General features: G+C 62.8%; 15 protein-coding genes. 9 read left to right on the plus strand and 6 right to left on the minus strand.

Translation table 11 applies throughout. From position 1 onward, the window contains the following. Both Q363_RS41140 and Q363_RS24935 read right to left on the minus strand, forming a co-directional pair. A partial coding sequence (locus Q363_RS41140) for a hypothetical protein (protein WP_157467508.1) occupies positions 1–219 on the minus strand: 219 nt, incomplete at its 3' end. Positions 220–358: 139 nt separating this feature from the next. Next, a complete protein-coding gene (locus tag Q363_RS24935) occupies positions 359–1,645 on the minus strand; it encodes an MFS transporter (protein ID WP_245632453.1) in 1,287 nt (428 codons plus the stop codon). Positions 1,646–1,811: 166 nt separating this feature from the next. Here Q363_RS24935 and Q363_RS24940 point away from each other — a divergent pair, with 166 nt between their 5' ends. Both Q363_RS24940 and Q363_RS24945 read left to right on the plus strand, forming a co-directional pair. Continuing rightward, positions 1,812–2,507, plus strand: a complete 696-nt coding sequence (locus Q363_RS24940; RefSeq protein WP_051979286.1) for a DUF2490 domain-containing protein — start codon at positions 1,812–1,814, stop codon at positions 2,505–2,507. A gap of 176 nt (positions 2,508–2,683) precedes the next feature. Continuing rightward, complete coding sequence (locus Q363_RS24945) at positions 2,684–3,559, plus strand: GNAT family N-acetyltransferase (RefSeq protein ID WP_035356234.1); 876 nt, start codon at positions 2,684–2,686, stop codon at positions 3,557–3,559. Between the two features lie 45 nt (positions 3,560–3,604). On the opposite strand, the gene tldD is transcribed toward Q363_RS24945, so the two are convergent. Further along, positions 3,605–5,065, minus strand: a complete 1,461-nt coding sequence (gene tldD / locus Q363_RS24950) for a metalloprotease TldD (protein ID WP_035356237.1) — start codon at positions 5,063–5,065, stop codon at positions 3,605–3,607. A gap of 157 nt (positions 5,066–5,222) precedes the next feature. Here tldD and Q363_RS24955 point away from each other — a divergent pair, with 157 nt between their 5' ends. After that, positions 5,223–6,620 carry a sensor histidine kinase gene (locus tag Q363_RS24955; protein WP_245632454.1) on the plus strand — a complete coding sequence of 466 codons (1,398 nt, stop codon included), beginning with the start codon at positions 5,223–5,225 and terminating at the stop codon, positions 6,618–6,620. On the opposite strand, the gene Q363_RS24960 is transcribed toward Q363_RS24955, so the two are convergent. Then, a complete protein-coding gene (locus Q363_RS24960) occupies positions 6,621–7,484 on the minus strand; it encodes a glycoside hydrolase domain-containing protein (RefSeq protein WP_035356242.1) in 864 nt (287 codons plus the stop codon). A 74-nt stretch (positions 7,485–7,558) separates the two neighbouring features. Between Q363_RS24960 and Q363_RS24965 the strand changes: the two genes are divergently transcribed. The 6 genes from Q363_RS24965 to Q363_RS24990 all read left to right on the plus strand — a co-directional run bounded on the left by Q363_RS24965 (position 7,559) and on the right by Q363_RS24990 (position 12,846). Next, positions 7,559–8,092, plus strand: a complete 534-nt coding sequence (locus tag Q363_RS24965) for a YfiT family bacillithiol transferase (RefSeq protein WP_035356243.1) — start codon at positions 7,559–7,561, stop codon at positions 8,090–8,092. Between the two features lie 8 nt (positions 8,093–8,100). Beyond that, positions 8,101–8,928, plus strand: a complete 828-nt coding sequence (locus tag Q363_RS24970; RefSeq protein ID WP_211256339.1) for a hypothetical protein — start codon at positions 8,101–8,103, stop codon at positions 8,926–8,928. A 32-nt stretch (positions 8,929–8,960) separates the two neighbouring features. Then, on the plus strand, positions 8,961–9,413 hold the full coding sequence (locus Q363_RS24975) for a GNAT family N-acetyltransferase (protein ID WP_245632455.1): 453 nt from the start codon (positions 8,961–8,963) through the stop codon (positions 9,411–9,413). A gap of 35 nt (positions 9,414–9,448) precedes the next feature. After that, complete coding sequence (locus Q363_RS24980) at positions 9,449–11,119, plus strand: hypothetical protein (protein WP_245632456.1); 1,671 nt, start codon at positions 9,449–9,451, stop codon at positions 11,117–11,119. A gap of 72 nt (positions 11,120–11,191) precedes the next feature. Beyond that, the gene (locus Q363_RS24985) at positions 11,192–11,959 is read left to right on the plus strand and encodes a glycoside hydrolase family 16 protein (protein WP_245632457.1); all 768 of its coding nucleotides are present in this window, start codon (positions 11,192–11,194) and stop codon (positions 11,957–11,959) included. Next, a complete protein-coding gene (locus tag Q363_RS24990; protein ID WP_157467512.1) occupies positions 11,956–12,846 on the plus strand; it encodes a hypothetical protein in 891 nt (296 codons plus the stop codon). The genes Q363_RS24985 and Q363_RS24990 overlap by 4 nt, the downstream gene beginning before the upstream one ends. 3 nt (positions 12,847–12,849) lie before the next feature. Here the strand turns inward: Q363_RS24990 and Q363_RS24995 are convergent, their stop codons facing one another. Both Q363_RS24995 and rpmE read right to left on the minus strand, forming a co-directional pair. Continuing rightward, on the minus strand, positions 12,850–14,190 hold the full coding sequence (locus tag Q363_RS24995) for a tRNA dihydrouridine synthase (RefSeq protein ID WP_035356252.1): 1,341 nt from the start codon (positions 14,188–14,190) through the stop codon (positions 12,850–12,852). 92 nt (positions 14,191–14,282) lie between these two features. Beyond that, on the minus strand, positions 14,283–14,513 hold the full coding sequence (gene rpmE, locus Q363_RS25000; RefSeq protein WP_035356255.1) for a 50S ribosomal protein L31: 231 nt from the start codon (positions 14,511–14,513) through the stop codon (positions 14,283–14,285). Positions 14,514–15,277: the final 764 nt, after the last annotated feature.

The following is a 15,277-nucleotide window of genomic DNA, read 5'->3' on the forward strand; positions in this document are numbered from 1 at the left end:
GAACTGCCGCACCGGCTCAAGACCGAATGCGTGGCGGAGACGCTGCTGCCGCCGCTGCCCCGTCTCCGTGTCCAGCAACGCTAACTCCTCTAGCCCGGGATGAAAATCGCAACCTATCATAAGCATGACGTTGGCTCCTTCCTCCACGCGGGAGCCCTGGCCTTTACCTGCCAAAAAGCTTAACCGCTGCCCATGGCCGGAGCCGACGTCGTTATGCAATCAAAGGGATTTCCGGGCATTGCAAGCGGAAAATACTGAGATTCTTCCCCTTCGGCTTCGCTCAGGTCAGAATGACGAGCAATGGGGCGATGACGGGGATGCTGGCCCGTGGGGCCGCTGGGACGGGGGAGCATCTGGTTCAGGTCTGTTGGGTGGCGGGGCGGAAGGTGGCGTCTCGGTTGACCAGGAGGAAGTAGAGGGAGATGGCGACGAGGGTGAGGCCGGCTCCCGAGAGGGCCTTCGAGACTCCGAAGATGGGGATGAGCTTGCCGAGGAGGAGGGCTCCGAGGGGGATTCCGGCGCGGAACGCGAGGTTGTAGACGCTCATGACGCGTCCGCGCATGGCGTCGGTGGTGATGAGCTGGGCGAGGGAGAGCATGAAGGACGCGGAGGCCATGATGGCGGTTCCGGCGAGGAACATGAGCACGCAGGAGAGCGGTAGCCAGCGGGAGAGCGCGAAGGCCGCGATGACGAGGCCGAGCAAGATGAGGATGAGCAGCGTGAGGCGGCCCTGTCCTTTCATCTTTTCGACGGCGGCTACGGAGAGGGCGCCGGCTATGGAGCCTGCGCCGGAGCAGACGAGCAGGAGGGTGTAGGTCTGGGGGCCGCGGTGGAAGACGGTTTGGACGAAGACGGGAAGGAAGCCGTTGAGGGAGAAGCCGAAGAGGGTGGTGCAGAAGGCGAGGATGACGAGGGCGGTCATGCCGTCGCGACTGCGGATGAAGCGGATGCCTTCCTTCATGCTTTTGAGGACGGACTCGGTGGATTTGGCCGGGACGAACTTCACGTGGATCATGAAGAGCGAGATGATGACGGCGATGTAGGAGATGCCGTTGAGGGTGAAGCACCAGGTGGCGCCCAGGGTAGTGTAGGCGAGGCCTCCGATGGTAGGGCCGATGATGCGGGCGAGGTTGAACTGGATGGAGTTCATTGCGATGGCGTTGGAGAGGTCCTCGGGGCCGACGAGGGTGGGGAGGAGGGCGGAGTAGGCGGGGCCGCCGAAGGACTGGCCGAGTCCAACGAAGAAAGACAGCGCGAGGATGTGCCAGACCTTGACGACGTGGGTGACGAAGAGGAGCGCTAGAAGGAAGGCGCAGGCCATCTGGATGTATTGCGAGACGAGCAGCATCTTGCGGCGGTCCATGCGGTCGGCGAAGACTCCGCCGAAGAGGGAGAAGAGCATGATGGGGAGCTGGCCGAGGAAGAGGTCGAGGCCGAGGTAGAAGGCGTCGCGGGTGAGGTCGTAGACGAGCCAGCTCTGGGCGAACTGCTGGACGAAGGTACCGATGGTGGAGACGCAGGCGCCGGTCCACATGAGGCGGAAGTCGCGATAGCGGAAGGCTCTGAAGATGCGTGTTAGAAAGCTGGAGCTGCGCGACATTCGGGGCGTGAAGACGTCTTCCGGCACGGTTTTGTTAGAGACCACCTACTTCATCGTACAGGGATGGATGATTGAGCGGTGGGGCGGTCGCAATTGTTGGGCGAACGAATGGGGGATTTGTGACCGAGGAGATAATGGCGCGTGAACAGGCAGTGGGCGATATAGCCTAGATGCCATTGGTTCGAATCCAGTCCGGCGTGAGCGTGGCTTGATGGGTGGAACGAGATGGCTGAAACTCGTGGTGACGGGTGGCCTGATTTGCGCGTGCCTGCCGATGCATGCGCAGAGCAGCGAGTTTTTGCCAGAGATCGATCTCTATACCAAGGTGCGCGACGGGGTGCGATTCCAACTGCAGGCGAAGCAGACGCGAGAGGCGGGTGAGCCGGTTCAGGCGGAGGTTGGGCCGACGGTGGATTTGTATGCTCACTCGTGGATCAGGCTGGCGGAGGTTAATAAGTTCGATCTTGATGACGCGAAGCCTCGGCCGCTGGTGTTGTCGCTGGGGTACAGGTACCTGCCGGAGGCCAATGGCGGGGCGGCGACGAATCGAATGGAGCCAGTGGGGACGGCGCGGTTTCCGGTGACGACGAGGCTTCTGCTGACGGATAGGAACAGGTTCGATCTGGACTGGAAGAGCGGCGGCTTCACATGGCGGTATCGGAATCGAGTGCAGATTGAAGGACCGTTTGCGATTCGTTCGTACCACATGAAGGCGTATGCCAGTGTGGAGCCTTTCTATCAGAGCCAGTATGGGAAGTGGAGCGATACGGCGATCTATGCGGGATGTCTTTTGCCGATTGGAAGGCACGTGCAGCTGGACCCATACTATGAGCACCAGAACAACACGGGGAAGAGGCCGAATCAGCAGTTGAATCAGTTTGGGTTGGTGCTTGGGCTTTACTTCTGAGTTGTGTTGGCGGTTCGGAGATCGCGGATAGATAAGTCCCCCTCGGCCTTGCTCGGGGCTTCGGACTTCGCTCCGGCCTACGGCAGTGAGGTGGGCCCGCTCGGTGTGCCAGGAACTCACCCGGAGCGCCGCGCCGGGCTGATATACTCGCTCGAAAAAAAAGGAAGAGGTCACTCATGTCGCTGAAATCGCAGCCGGAGGTTGTGGTTCGTGCCGCCACGCCAGATGACAGCTCCGTCTGCGGGCAAATTTGCTACGACGCCTTCTCCGGGATCAATGCGGCTCACGGTTTTCCCTGCGACTTCCCCTCGGCAGAGGTTGCCGCCGGGCTGCTGTCGATGATGTTTTCCATGCCGGATTTTTACTGCGTGGTGGCAGAGGTCGAAGGCCGCATCGTCGGAAGCAATTGCCTTGACGAGCGTTCTGCGATTGCAGGGGTCGGCCCGATCACCGTCGACTCCGGCGCACAAAATCTGGGCGTTGGGCGCAAGCTGATGCGGGCGGTGATGGATCGAGCGTATAGCCGCGACGCCGCTGGAATACGGCTGGTGCAGGCTGCATTTCACAATCGCTCGCTCTCGCTTTACACCAGCCTCGGCTTTGATATCCGTGAGCCGCTTGCCTGTGTCCAGGGACGGACCATCGAGCGGAATGTCTCCGGATGTGCAGTTCGGCCTGCACAAACTGCCGATATGGAAGACTGCAACGCGCTCTCGCGGCGGGTGCATGGATTCGATCGAGGCACCGAACTGGCGCATGCCATCCAGCAAAATACGGCCACCGTGGTGGAACGCAGCGGCCGCATCACCGGATATGCCAGCGACCTCGCCTTCTTCGGCCATGCAACGGCGGAGAGCAACCTGGATATGCAGGCGCTCATCGCCTCGGCGGAGTCCTTCGGCGGCCCTGGAATTCTGGTGCCCTCGCGGAACAGCGCTCTGCTGCGCTGGTGTCTGGCGAATGGACTGCGAGTCGTTCAGCCGATGACGTTGATGAGCATCGGGCTCTATAACGAGCCAGCCGGTGCGTGGCTGCCTTCTATCCTCTTTTGACGTACGGCGAAAGGCGTGGCGACACATTCAGGACCGCCGTTGCCGCTAGGAGCCGGTGCCGCCGACGGTCATCTTGTCTAGCTTGATGGTGGGCATGCCTACGCCGACGGGGACGGACTGGCCGGATTTGCCGCAGGTTCCTATGCCTTCGTCGAGGGCGAGGTCGTTGCCTACCATGGAGACGTACTTGAGGGCTTCGGGGCCGTTGCCTACAAGGGTGGCTCCTTTGACGGGGCTGGTGACCTTGCCGTCTTCGATGAGGTAGGCCTCGGAGGCGGAGAAGACGAACTTGCCGTTGGTGATGTCGACCTGGCCTCCTCCGAAGTTGACGGCGTAGAGGCCGCGCTTGACGGAGCGGATGATGTCCTCGGGCATGTCGTCGCCGTTGAGCATGTAGGTGTTGGTCATGCGCGGCATGGGGATGTGGTGGTAGCTCTCGCGGCGGCCGGAGCCGGTGTTGGGCATGTTCATGAGTCGCGCGGAGAGCTTGTCCGAGAGGTAGCCCTTCAAAATTCCGTTTTCGATGAGGACCGTTTCCTGGGTGGGGTTGCCCTCGTCGTCGACGTTGATGGAGCCTCGACGGTTGGGCATGCGGCCGTTGTCGACGACAGTGACTTTGGGGCTGGCTACCTGTTGGCCGATTAGGCCGGCGAAGGCGGAGGTCTTCTTGCGGTTGAAGTCGGCCTCGAGGCCGTGCCCTACGGCTTCGTGGAGGAGGACGCCGGGCCAGCCGGGGCCGAGGACGACCTCCATCTCGCCGGCGGGGGCCTCGATGGCGCCGAGCTGGAGGATGGCGGTGCGGGCGGCCTCGCGGGCGAAGTGCTCGGGGGACTTGTCGCCGGTGAAGAAATCCATGGTGATGCGTCCGCCGCCGCCGCTCGAGCCGCGGGCGGTGCTGCCAGAGCCATTGTTGCCGGTGGCGTCTTTGGCGATGACGAAGACGTTTAGTCGGGCGAGGGGTTGGGTGTCGGAGGCGAAGGTGCCGTCGGAGGCGGCGATGAGGATGCGGCGGAGCTCGTCGGAGAAGCTGGCGCGGACCTGGGTAATGCGGGAATCGTACGCTCGGGCGGCGACGTCGGCGCGCTGGATGAGGGAGAGCTTCTGGGCGATCTCGGCGTCGGCGGTGGCTCCGGCGATGGGGTAGAGGGAGTCGGTTTCGGTGTGGCGGAAGCCCTGCATGAGCTCCTTGGCGGGGCCGGAGGCGATGAGGGCGGCGGTGCGGGCGGCCTTGAGGAGGGCGTCGGAGGAGAGGTCGTCGGTGTAGGCGTAGCCGGTGCGCTCGCCGGAGAGGACGCGGACGCCGCAGCCGAGGGAGACGCCCTGGGAGGCGGATTTGACGAGGGACTCGTCGATGCCGAGCGAGGTGGAGGTGACGGACTCGAAGTAGAGGTCGGCGTAGTCGCCCCCGGCGGAGAGGGCTTCGGCGAGGCAGCGCTCGATGAGGCGCTCGGAGACGCCGAGCTTGGTGGTGAAGTAGTGTTTGTGGTCCGGGGCGGGAGTGGTCATCTTGATTTGATGATAGGGGTGCGCGATGGATGCGGCAATGGGAATGGATGCAGGATTGGGAGAGTACTGGTTGGGCTGACACGCGCCTGCCGGTGAATCTGATACCTTTTTCGGGAGAAAATCAGCTGGATTGAGGGGTGGTCCAGAGATGGTGACGATGGATCTGGTCGAACGTCTGGCGCAGCATAAGACGCTAGGCTCGGCTCCTCGGGAGGAGCTGGCCTGGCTGGCGGAGCATGGGTTTCTGCGGCGGCTTGCTGTCGGGGAGGTTCTGTCCCACAAGGGACAGGTGGTGGAAGGCATGTACGTCATTCTGTCGGGGTGCCTGGCGCTATTCGTTGACCGCGGGGCGGGGCCGCAGAAGCTGGTGGAGTGGCGTGAGGGCGATGTGACGGGAATGCTTCCGTACTCGCGGCTGGTGAATCCTCCAGGGAATTCGATCGCGCAGGAGCCACTGGAGATCCTAGAACTGCATCGGGACCATCTGCACGAGATGATTCGAGAGTGTGTTGAGGTGACGTCGATCCTGGTGCACCGGATGCTGGACCGGGCGCGGCTGTTTACTTCGACCGAGTTGCAGAACGAGAAGATGATCTCGCTGGGGAAGCTTTCGGCGGGGCTGGCGCACGAGCTGAATAATCCGGCGTCGGCGATCGAGCGCAGCGTGTGCCTGCTGACGGACAGGCTGGAGGACTTGGAGAACGCGGCGCGGGCGCTGGAGGCGGCGCGGCTGACGGATGCGCAGTTGGCGGCGGTGGATGCGATTCGTACGGCATGTCTGGCGAAGAAGCCTGCCAAGGCGCGGTCGCCGCTGGAGCAGGTGGATCGCGAGGATGCGATCTGCGATTGGCTTGCGGGACGTGGGCTGGATACGGCGAACGCTGGGCTGCTGGCGGAGACGGAGGTGACGTTCGAGGCGCTGAACGCGCTGGCGGAGGTGGTGACGGGACCGGCGCTGAACGCTGTGCTGCGGTGGGCGGCGGCGGGGTGCGCCGTGCGTAGCCTGGCGTCGGAGATTCAGGGCTGCTCGATGCGCATCTCGAGTCTGGTCGGGGCCGTGAAGGGATTCACGCACATGGACCAGGCGATGGTGGCCGAGCCGTTGGATCCGAGGCCGGGGCTGGGCAGCGCGGTGACGGTGCTGAACGCGAAGGCGAGGCAGAAGTCGGTGATAGTGGCGATGAATCTGGAGGACGATCTGCCGCGGGTTTTTGGCTTTGCGGGTGAGCTGAATCAGATATGGGGAAACCTGCTGGACAATGCGCTGGACGCGGTGCCCGAGGGCGGGCGGGTGGAGGTGAGCGCGAGGCGCGAGGGGCAGCGTGTGGTGGTGCGGGTGATCGACGATGGACCGGGGATTCCGGAGGCGACACGCTCGCGCATCTTCGATCCGTTCTTTACGACCAAGCCGATGGGGCAGGGGACGGGTTTGGGGCTGGACATCGCGCAGCGGCTGGTTCGGCACAACGACGGCGTGATCGAGTTTGAGTCGCAACCGGGAAGGACGGAGTTTCGGGTTTCGCTGCGGGTTGCGGACGGCGGCGAAGCTAAGTGATCAGCGGCCGTGGGAGGGGTCGTCGGAGGTTGCGACGCTCATGTCTAGATAGATTCCTGGAACGCCGGGGGCGTAGCAGTTGTTGTCGGCGGCGTAGGTCTTGCGGCAGGTGGCGGTGTTTTCCGGGCGGCGGGGGGATTGCGCGTACTGCCAGGCGGCGATGTCGGGGGTTCCGGCGGTGGTGAGGGGCGGCGGGGTGAGGCTGCAGCCGCTTGAGGGGGGGCAGGCGTCCTGGTAGACGAAGAGGGCGATGGGGTGGAGGTGTTTCGCAGTGACCTGTTCGCGGACGTGCTGGGCGGTGGTGATGGTCTTGCCGGGCGAGTCTTCCACGGGCTGGCCGCTGAGGTAGACGCCGGGGAGGTAGGCGGAGGCGGCGAGGGTCTCGGTGAAGGCGAAGAGGTAGGCGGACTGCTCGGGGAGGAGACGACCGCCTTCTTCCTGGTCGAGGAAGAGGATGGTCCCGGCGGGGAAGTGCTCGCGCTGGGCTGCGGCGATGGCGGCTGCGGCGTCCTGCTGGCCGAGTTTTTCGGGAGTGAGATTGCGGCGTTTGGCGCGGAGGATCTCAGCATCGAGGCGGCCGTTGAAGAGGACAAGAAAGCCGAAGCCGTTGCGAAGGAGGACTTCGCGCTTGCCGCGCCAGGTGTTGGTGGTCTCGCCGGGAGGGTTGTTGAGCCAGTAGCCGGTGAAGGCGAAGTGTTGGCGCAGGGCGGGAAGTGCGGAGTCGCCGGGGTAGAGATTGCGGTCGAAGCCGAGGTGCTGGGGGCTGGGCTGCGCGGCGGTTTGTGAGGCTGCGGGATACGCTGGCGCGAAGGCGAGATTCGCGAGGAGGAGGGCTGCTGCGGATGTGGAGAGAATGCGGCCCATAAGTCTTCTTTTCTCAGGGTACACAACGACCTATGCTAAGTTGCTCCTAAGACCTAAAAAGAGGAGCGACCCGGATGAGCGTGACTGTGGTGGACCCGCGGTATCCCGTTGGCAAGTTTGAGCGGCCTGAGACGATTACCCAGGAGGACCGGTTGAATGCGATCGCCTCGTTGGCTGAGCTGCCAGAACAGCTGCGCAATGCGGTGGAGGGGATGGATTCCAAGCAGCTGAACACGCCGTATCGCGAGGGTGGATGGACGGTGCGGCAGCTGGTGCATCACATCGCCGACAGCCATATGAACGCCTTCATTCGCGTCCGGCTGGCGCTGACGGAGAACTGGCCGACGATCAAGCCCTATGACGAGAAGGCCTGGGCGACGCTGCATGATTCGGCGGCTCCGGTGGAGTGGTCTCTGGAACTGATTGAGAGCCTGCATGCGCGCTGGGTGATGATGCTGCAGTCGCTGAGCGATGAGCAGTGGCAGCGCGGCTACCGGCATCCGGAGAACGGGCCGTCGACGGTGGAGGAGGCGACGCTGATGTATGCGTGGCACTCGCGGCATCATGTGGCGCACATTACGCACCTGCGAGCTGCCGGGGGCTGGTGATGCGGTCGATGCGCGGCAGGGTGCGTATCTGTTCGCGCAGCGCGGGGCTGGCTTTGTGTATGGCGGGGGTGACGGCTGCGTATGCGCAGAGCGCGACTGCCCCGGCGGGCTCGACCGAGAGCATGCAGGGGATGGATGGTGCGAAGAAGCTGATGCAGCAGCAGGTGGCCTGGGAGTTCTCCTCGACGCCCGGTGCGAAGCTGATCGCGAAGGAACGCTCGCGCACGAAGGGGGAGCAGGGGACGGTAGTGCGCTACGACCTTGTGACGGAGGGCCTGCCGCACGATCAGCACTACACGCTGTTGTTTTGGCCGCTGAACGGGCCGGTGAAGCCGGTGGAAGGCGGCATCTCGCTAACCGACGATGGCAGGCTGATCTGCACCGGTAAGACGAAGGCAGACTGTGCTCCGAGCCGTCCGGATGCGAATCCTGTCATTGATATGGCGCTGACGGCGGCAAAGGGCGAGGCGAAGCGCTTTGGCGTGATCTCGGATGACCAGAAGTGGAAGGCACTGGCGACGGTGGTGGCGTTTCCGATGATTGGCGCCGACGACGGCTGTTCGCTGGAGGCGCTGCGGGTTACGCCGGATGCGCAGGCGGTGATGATCCGGGGCAAGGGCTTTCCACCTAACGCAGTGCTGGCGATGACGTCGGACTCGGCGGGCGAGGTGGCGACGGGAAGCTGGCAGGTGAGCGAGAAGGGAGATCTGATCTCGCTGGTGATGCCGGAGGTGAGGGGGAAGACGGAGGGAAAGACGACGGTGCGGGTGAAGGCGCCGGCGTGCGCGCCGCAGGTGAGCTTTGAGTGGGGCAAGAGCTCGTACCATTTTGAATAGGCTGGAAGGCTGGTTGATGGAAGGGAGTCACGTTGAGCGGTCGTGCTTCATCTCTGTCTGGAACGTCGTCGATTCAGCTCGCGACTACTCGCGAGCAGATCGATCGCTGCTTTGCGGTGATGCGGCAGCTGCGGCCGAAGCTCGAGGCTGCGGAGTTCGCTGGTCGCGTGGAGGTGCAGCAGCGCGAGGGCTATCGGCTGGCCTATCTGGAGCACGAGAGCGCGGTGGTTGCGGTTGCGGGATTTCGCGTGATGCATGTGCTTTGGAGCGGCAAGACGATGTACGTGGATGATCTTGTGACAGACGAGGCGATGCGGTCACGCGGCTTCGGCGAGGTGATGCTGTGCTGGCTGATGGAACTGGCGCGGCAGGAGGGCTGCGAGACCTTCTCGCTGGACTCGGGGACGCATCGGCACCAGACGCATGCGTTTTACTTCCGCCAGGGGCTGCGGATTACGGACTTCCATTTTCAGAAGCCGCTTTAGTCGGCCAGCGCGGACGGGTGTGTTAGCGTTCCGCTATGCCTTTTACCTGCGGACGACAGGACGACGCGCCCGGAGTATCTCCAGCGCGGAAGATGGAAGAACAGGCTCCGGAGACGATCGCGGCTGCGGTCGAGGAGTATCTTGCGGCGCATCCGCGGGCGGTGGTGCTTGACGAGGGCAGGGTGATCTTCGATATGCGCTCGGCGAAGTACAGGCTGGCGAGTGAGCATGGTCGCTGCACGCTGCATCTCTGGAGCGAGGACGCGAATCTTGTCCGCAGGGTAGCGGCGGCGACTACGCGCAACGGCACGCTTCGGCTTACAACGATGCGCTTCGGGCAGACGCGGCCGCAGACGCTGGAGATCGTCGCGGACCGTGATCGCAGAATGCCGTCGGCGCGCGAGGCGACCAGGACGAAGTACCGGCGCGTGCTCGAGCGTGTGCTGGTACGCGCGTTTCCGGAGTGGAAGGTGGAGGGGTTGCGCGCGGCGATGGATCTGGAGAAGAGCTTCGGGCCGGCGTATGTGCGCGGGACTCTGGTGCAGGGGCAGCGGGCGTGGGCGGTGATTGCGGTGAATCCGGAGGAGACGCAGGCGACGGTCGACGGGATTCTGACGGTAGGGATTCTGTGGCTGGAGCACTGCCGTGCTTCGTCTGCCGGACGAAGAGTGTTTCAGGGGCTGCGGCTGATTGTTCCGCGAGGCTGCGCGGCGCCGACGCTGTCGCGGATGCCGTGGCTGAACGAACGCGCGGCTCAGTGGGAGCTATGGGAGCTGGACCCGCAGACCGAGGATCTGGAGCAGCGCGATGCCGCCGACCACGGCAACGTAACGACGCGGCTGGTGCATGCGCCGGATCGTGCGGCCGTCCGCGAGCGCTTCGCCGATGCGATTGGGCGCGTGATGGCGATGGTGCCGGAGCCGGTGCGCGGCGAGGTGGAGCAGGTGATTCGCAGCGGCGCGGAGATGGCTTTCCTGTTGCATGGTCTGGAGTTTGCGCGGGTGCGCTCGGGGTATGCGGGCAACTCGTTCAACGCGCAGGAGGAGATTACGTTTGGTGCGGGAGCAAGCGAGACTCCGCTGACGGCGGCGAACGAAGATGGACTGCGGGAGCTGGTGGCGCGGCTGTTCGAGCGCAGGCATGCGGGCGGGGACAAGCGCGATGCGCTGTATCGGATGCAGCCGGAGCGGTGGCTGGAGAGCGTGCTGCGGAAGGGTGTCGAGGCGCTGGATGCACATCTGAATCCGGCGCATGTGTACACGCAGGTGCCGGCGTTTGCGGCAGGGGATCGGGGGATGCTGGACCTGCTGGGCGTGCTGCGCGACGGGCGGCTTGCGGTGATTGAGTTGAAGGCCGACGAGGACCTGCACCTGGCGTTGCAGGGGCTGGATTATTGGGTTCGCGTGCGGTGGCATCATCTGCAGGGGGAGTCCGGAGGGCTTCGAACTGCAGGGATTGGAGAGTTGCAGCGCGCCGGTTACTTCAGCGGAGTGGTGCTGTCGCAGGAGTCGCCGAAGCTGTATCTGGTGGCTCCGGCGTTGCGGGTGCATCCGGCGACCGAGTTGGTGCTGCGGTATCTTTCGGCGCGTGTGGACTGGGAGCTGGTGGCGTTGGATGAACGCTGGCGGGAGAAGGCGAAGGTGGTTTGGCGGAAACGGAGTGCGGATTTGCGGAGTCTATGGAGTGCGGATTCGCGGAGTCTATAAGGAGCCTGGTTGATGCGATGGAGTAGGGCCGCAGTTGGATTGATGGTGTTGTGCCTGTGTTCGAAATCCGCGGTGCCCGCGGACAGACAAAACAACGAGTGGAAGCTGGCGTGGAGTGACGAGTTCAATGGAGCCGATGGGACGGGACCCGATCCTGTGAAGTGGAGCTTCGATCTCGGAGGGGGAGGGTTTGGCAACGATGAGTTTGAGACCTACACGTCGCGGTTGAAGAATGTGCAGCAGCGGGACGGGAACCTTGTGATCACCGCATGGAAGGAGCGCTATACCGGAGGCGATGGGATCGCGAGGTGGTACACCTCCGGGCGAATCAAGTCGAAGGGGATGTTTTCGCAGACCTACGGACGCTTCGAGGCGCGGATGAAGCTCCCGCTGGGTAAGGGAATCTGGCCGGCGTTCTGGCTGCTGGGCGAAGATGTCGGTAAAGTTGGCTGGCCGCAGTGCGGCGAGATCGACGTGATGGAGAATATTGGCGAGGCCAGCAGAATCTACAGCACGGTGCATGGCCCGGGATACAGTGGCGGCAATGGGATCTTGGCCAAGTTCAACCTGCGCGAAGGTGAACGCGTGGACGATTCGTTTCACACCTATGCGGTGGAGTGGGAGCCGGAGAGGATACGGTTCTTCTTGGATGATGCGCTGATTGTGGAGCGGACGCCGAAGGATCTTCCGGCGGGGACAAGATGGGTCTATGACCATCCGTTCTTCGTGATTCTCAACGTTGCGGTGGGAGGGTTCTGGCCAAAATATCCGGATGCTTCGACTGAGTTTCCGCAGAAGATGCTGGTGGACTATGTGCGGGTTTACGCGAGGGCGTCGTGAGGATGATCGTTGTGACGCTGACCTGGGTTTGTATGACAGCGTTCGCCGCAGCGCAGCAGCTACCGGAGATTCAAAACCGTGAGGGCGTAAAGCTTGTGGTCACTGAAGCGGATTCGGAGCCTGTGCTTCATCTTGTGGTTCCTGGTGATGCTTCTGGAGACACGATGAAGATCTTGTTCCCCGAACATGTAACGGTGAAGCGGCAGGGAAGTACAGACGCTGAACACCTGTATATCTTTCGTCCCGGCAGCAATGGACAGAGCGTGTCGTGGAAGCAGAACGGGCAATCGATCGGGTACGAGAGGGACTTCCGTGGCGGGATTCACATGCTCGCGAGAGCGACGCTTGACGATGACGGCGTGGTCTTTCACTACGAACTTATGAATCGCCCCGGCGTTGCATATGAGATGGCCGCTGCCGTTACCGATCCAAGGATGAGCTCGATCTTTCACGATGTGCGGTTGGAACGGACGTACGTTCATCACACGGACGGGTTCGATCTGCTGGCATCGGAGACGCCGGAGAGATTGACGATGCCGCTCAGCCAGTGGCTGCCAGTGCGTTATCTCGATTCTTATACGTGGCCTATCCCGGGGAAGCGAGTGAATCGGCGCGATGATGGGATTACTTACTACAGCAAATCACGCGCTGTGGATGAACCGATGATTGCTACGCTTTCCACCGATAGCCGGTGGGTGGCGGTGAGTTTTACCCGCACGACCGGGAATGTATGGAGCAATCCGGAGCTTACCTGCCAGCATGTTGATCCCGAACGTCCTTTGCCGGCGCATGGGAGTGCTGTGTGGGAGACGAAGCTGCTGGTCTTTCGCGGATCACTCGATCAGGCTTTGCAGAAGGTACGTGCGCAAAAGAACGACCTGAAGTAGAGGCTAGTCGCAATACGCGGCTTCGGTGAGAAGCGTGGCATCGTCCTGCACCGGTTCGGTTGTTGACTCGGCGGGGAGTTCCTGCTGGGTCTCGAAGAATTGCTCGACAGCGGCTATGACGGCGTTGCCGTTTTTGGATTCGAAGATTTGTTTGCGGAGCGCGCCGCCGCCTTGCACGCCGTGGGTGAACCAGGCGGCGAACTGCTTCATCTTGCCGATGGCGTCGCGGTTGCGTTTTTCGCGGGCGATCTGGCCCTGGGCGAGGATGGCTTCGGTGCGGGCGGCCTCGGCGGCCTCTTCGAGGGCGATCTCGTCGACCAGCATCTGGAAGTAGGTGCGGATCATGCGGTAGCGGTCTTCGTTGGCGGGGTGGTCGTAGGTGCCGGTGCCGGTGGCCTCCTTGGAGGCGGTGTACTGAGCGATCTGGCGGAAGATCCAGGGGTTGGCGGGGGCGGTGCGGCCGATCATGACGGCGTCGCAGTGGGTGGCCTCGACCATGGCGGCGGCGTCCTCGGGGGTGCGGATGTCGCCGTTGCCGATGACGGGGATCGAGACGGCGTCCTTGACGGCGGCGATGTACTCCCAGCGGGCCTGGCCGGTGTAGCCGTCCTCGCGAGTACGGGCGTGGAGGGCGCAGGCGTTGAGGCCATTGTCTTCGGCGAGCTTCGCCAGTTCGACGCAGACGATGTGAGCGTCGTTCCAACCCATGCGGAACTTGACGGTGAAGGGGATGGTGACTGCGGCGCGGATGGCGCGGAAGATGCGCTCGATCTGGGGGAGGTCCTTGAGGAGGCCTGAGCCTCCATTGCAGGCGACGACGCGCTTGGCGGGGCAGCCGAGGTTGAGGTCGACGATGTCGAAGCCTGCGTCCTGGACGATGCGGGCGGAATCGGCGAGGGTCTCGGGGTTGGAGCCGAAGAGCTGCGCGGCGATGGGGTGCTCGTCGTCGTAGTAGGTGAGGTAGCGCTTGCGCTTGGTCTCACGCATGCGGGAGAGGCCGTCGGCCGAGGTGAACTCGGTCATGATGAGGCCGCAGCCGGATTGCTGGTTGGTGGTCTCCTGTTCGACGTTCGTGGCGGCGCGGTCGAACCGCAGATCCTTCGACTCCGCTTCGCTCCGCTCAGGATGACACTTTTGAGAAGATTCGGAGCTGAACTGGCTGGCGTTTTTGATGAAGCGGCGGAAGACGGTGTCGGTGACGCCGGCCATGGGGGCCAGGACTGTGGCTGGGGCGATGGTGATGTTGCCGATGTTGAAGCTGGCTGGCACGCGCGCTTGTGCGGGCATCGCGTGTTCGACGGGCGAGTCCCACTTCTTCTGCTCGAGTGTGTAGCGCTTCTTCATAGTTGAGCGAGTCAGCTAGTTAGCAAGTCAGCTAGTCAGTTGAAAGGGCCTCCGCTGGCGGAGGCCCTTCGGGTGGATGGTGCGGCTCCCGCTTACTTGGCGGCTGCCTTGCCGGCGTCGGACTGGGCGAACTTGCGACGGAAACGCTCGACGCGTCCGGCGGTGTCGACCAGCTTCTGCTTGCCGGTGAAGAACGGGTGGCAGGCGGAGCAGATTTCGAGGACGATGTCGCCCTTGTGGGTGGAGCGCGTCTCAAAGTGAGTCCCGCAGGCGCACTTCACGGTGATGGTCTCGTACTTCGGGTGGATTCCCTGTTTCGGCATAATGATCCTTTCGCCGGACGTTCTTTACGCCGGCGTCTTGAGATTGCTTGAACGGATTCGCGGATCGCTTGCGACGGTGCGGTCACGTCACATCGATGTGCCTGTCGCGAGCCGGGCACCAAGCTGTTTCTATTCTAACATGTTCTGCTGCTTGAGGTACCAGTGCCCCCTCCCCTACTTATTGCGCAAGGTCTTCGATTGAGGGGATTTAGGTTGGTACTTTGGTGCGGAAGATGCTTGTTTTGCTGTGGTACGGCTAAGTGCTCATTCTAAACGGGGCAGTGGGTTTGGTGGTTCGTGCTGGCTTGTTTGGCTTCTGTTTCTATTTTACTGGGGTGGGTGGGGTGAATCGGCGCTTTTCCGGATTTATTTCCTGTAGGTAAGTTGTTGGTAGGTTTTGGGTTGTTGGTGTTTTGGGATTGTCTTTTGAAGATGTGGGGCGTGACATCTCTAACGACGTTGGCGGTGTCAAGGGCGAAGTAAGGCGCGGTCGTGGGGAGCGGGGTCAAGGGCGCCGTTTTTTGGCGTTCATCTTGACTCTTGACGCCGCTCCCCACGCGCATAAGCTCGGGCCGGGAACGAAGCTCAGGTGTTCTTTCTGAGCTTCGTTCCTTGACAGCGAGGTTCTTCGGTTTGGGCCAGGGCTGCATGGGGTTGTTGGTTCAACTGCATCGTCGTTTGAATCGTCGGGGGAACTCGCGTCCCCATCCATCTATCGTCCCCATCCATCTATCTCGGCCACTTCACTGCGGCCAGGATTACGG

Source organism: Edaphobacter aggregans DSM 19364 (assembly GCF_000745965.1).
Taxonomy (GTDB): Bacteria; Acidobacteriota; Terriglobia; order Terriglobales; family Acidobacteriaceae; genus Edaphobacter; species Edaphobacter aggregans.

Bases quoted from the DNA above. Each gene is read 5' to 3' on its own strand.
- Q363_RS24940 (WP_051979286.1), top strand. From the start codon at position 1,812: ATGGGTGGAACGAGATGGCTGAAACTCGTGGTGACGGGTGGCCTGATT.
- Q363_RS24945 (WP_035356234.1), top strand. From the start codon at position 2,684: ATGTCGCTGAAATCGCAGCCGGAGGTTGTGGTTCGTGCCGCCACGCCA.
- tldD (WP_035356237.1), bottom strand. From the start codon at position 5,065: ATGACCACTCCCGCCCCGGACCACAAACACTACTTCACCACCAAGCTC.
- Q363_RS24955 (WP_245632454.1), top strand. From the start codon at position 5,223: ATGGATCTGGTCGAACGTCTGGCGCAGCATAAGACGCTAGGCTCGGCT.
- Q363_RS24960 (WP_035356242.1), bottom strand. From the start codon at position 7,484: ATGGGCCGCATTCTCTCCACATCCGCAGCAGCCCTCCTCCTCGCGAAT.
- Q363_RS24965 (WP_035356243.1), top strand. From the start codon at position 7,559: ATGAGCGTGACTGTGGTGGACCCGCGGTATCCCGTTGGCAAGTTTGAG.
- Q363_RS24970 (WP_211256339.1), top strand. From the start codon at position 8,101: ATGCGCGGCAGGGTGCGTATCTGTTCGCGCAGCGCGGGGCTGGCTTTG.
- Q363_RS24980 (WP_245632456.1), top strand. From the start codon at position 9,449: ATGCCTTTTACCTGCGGACGACAGGACGACGCGCCCGGAGTATCTCCA.
- Q363_RS24995 (WP_035356252.1), bottom strand. From the start codon at position 14,190: ATGAAGAAGCGCTACACACTCGAGCAGAAGAAGTGGGACTCGCCCGTC.
- rpmE (WP_035356255.1), bottom strand. From the start codon at position 14,513: ATGCCGAAACAGGGAATCCACCCGAAGTACGAGACCATCACCGTGAAG.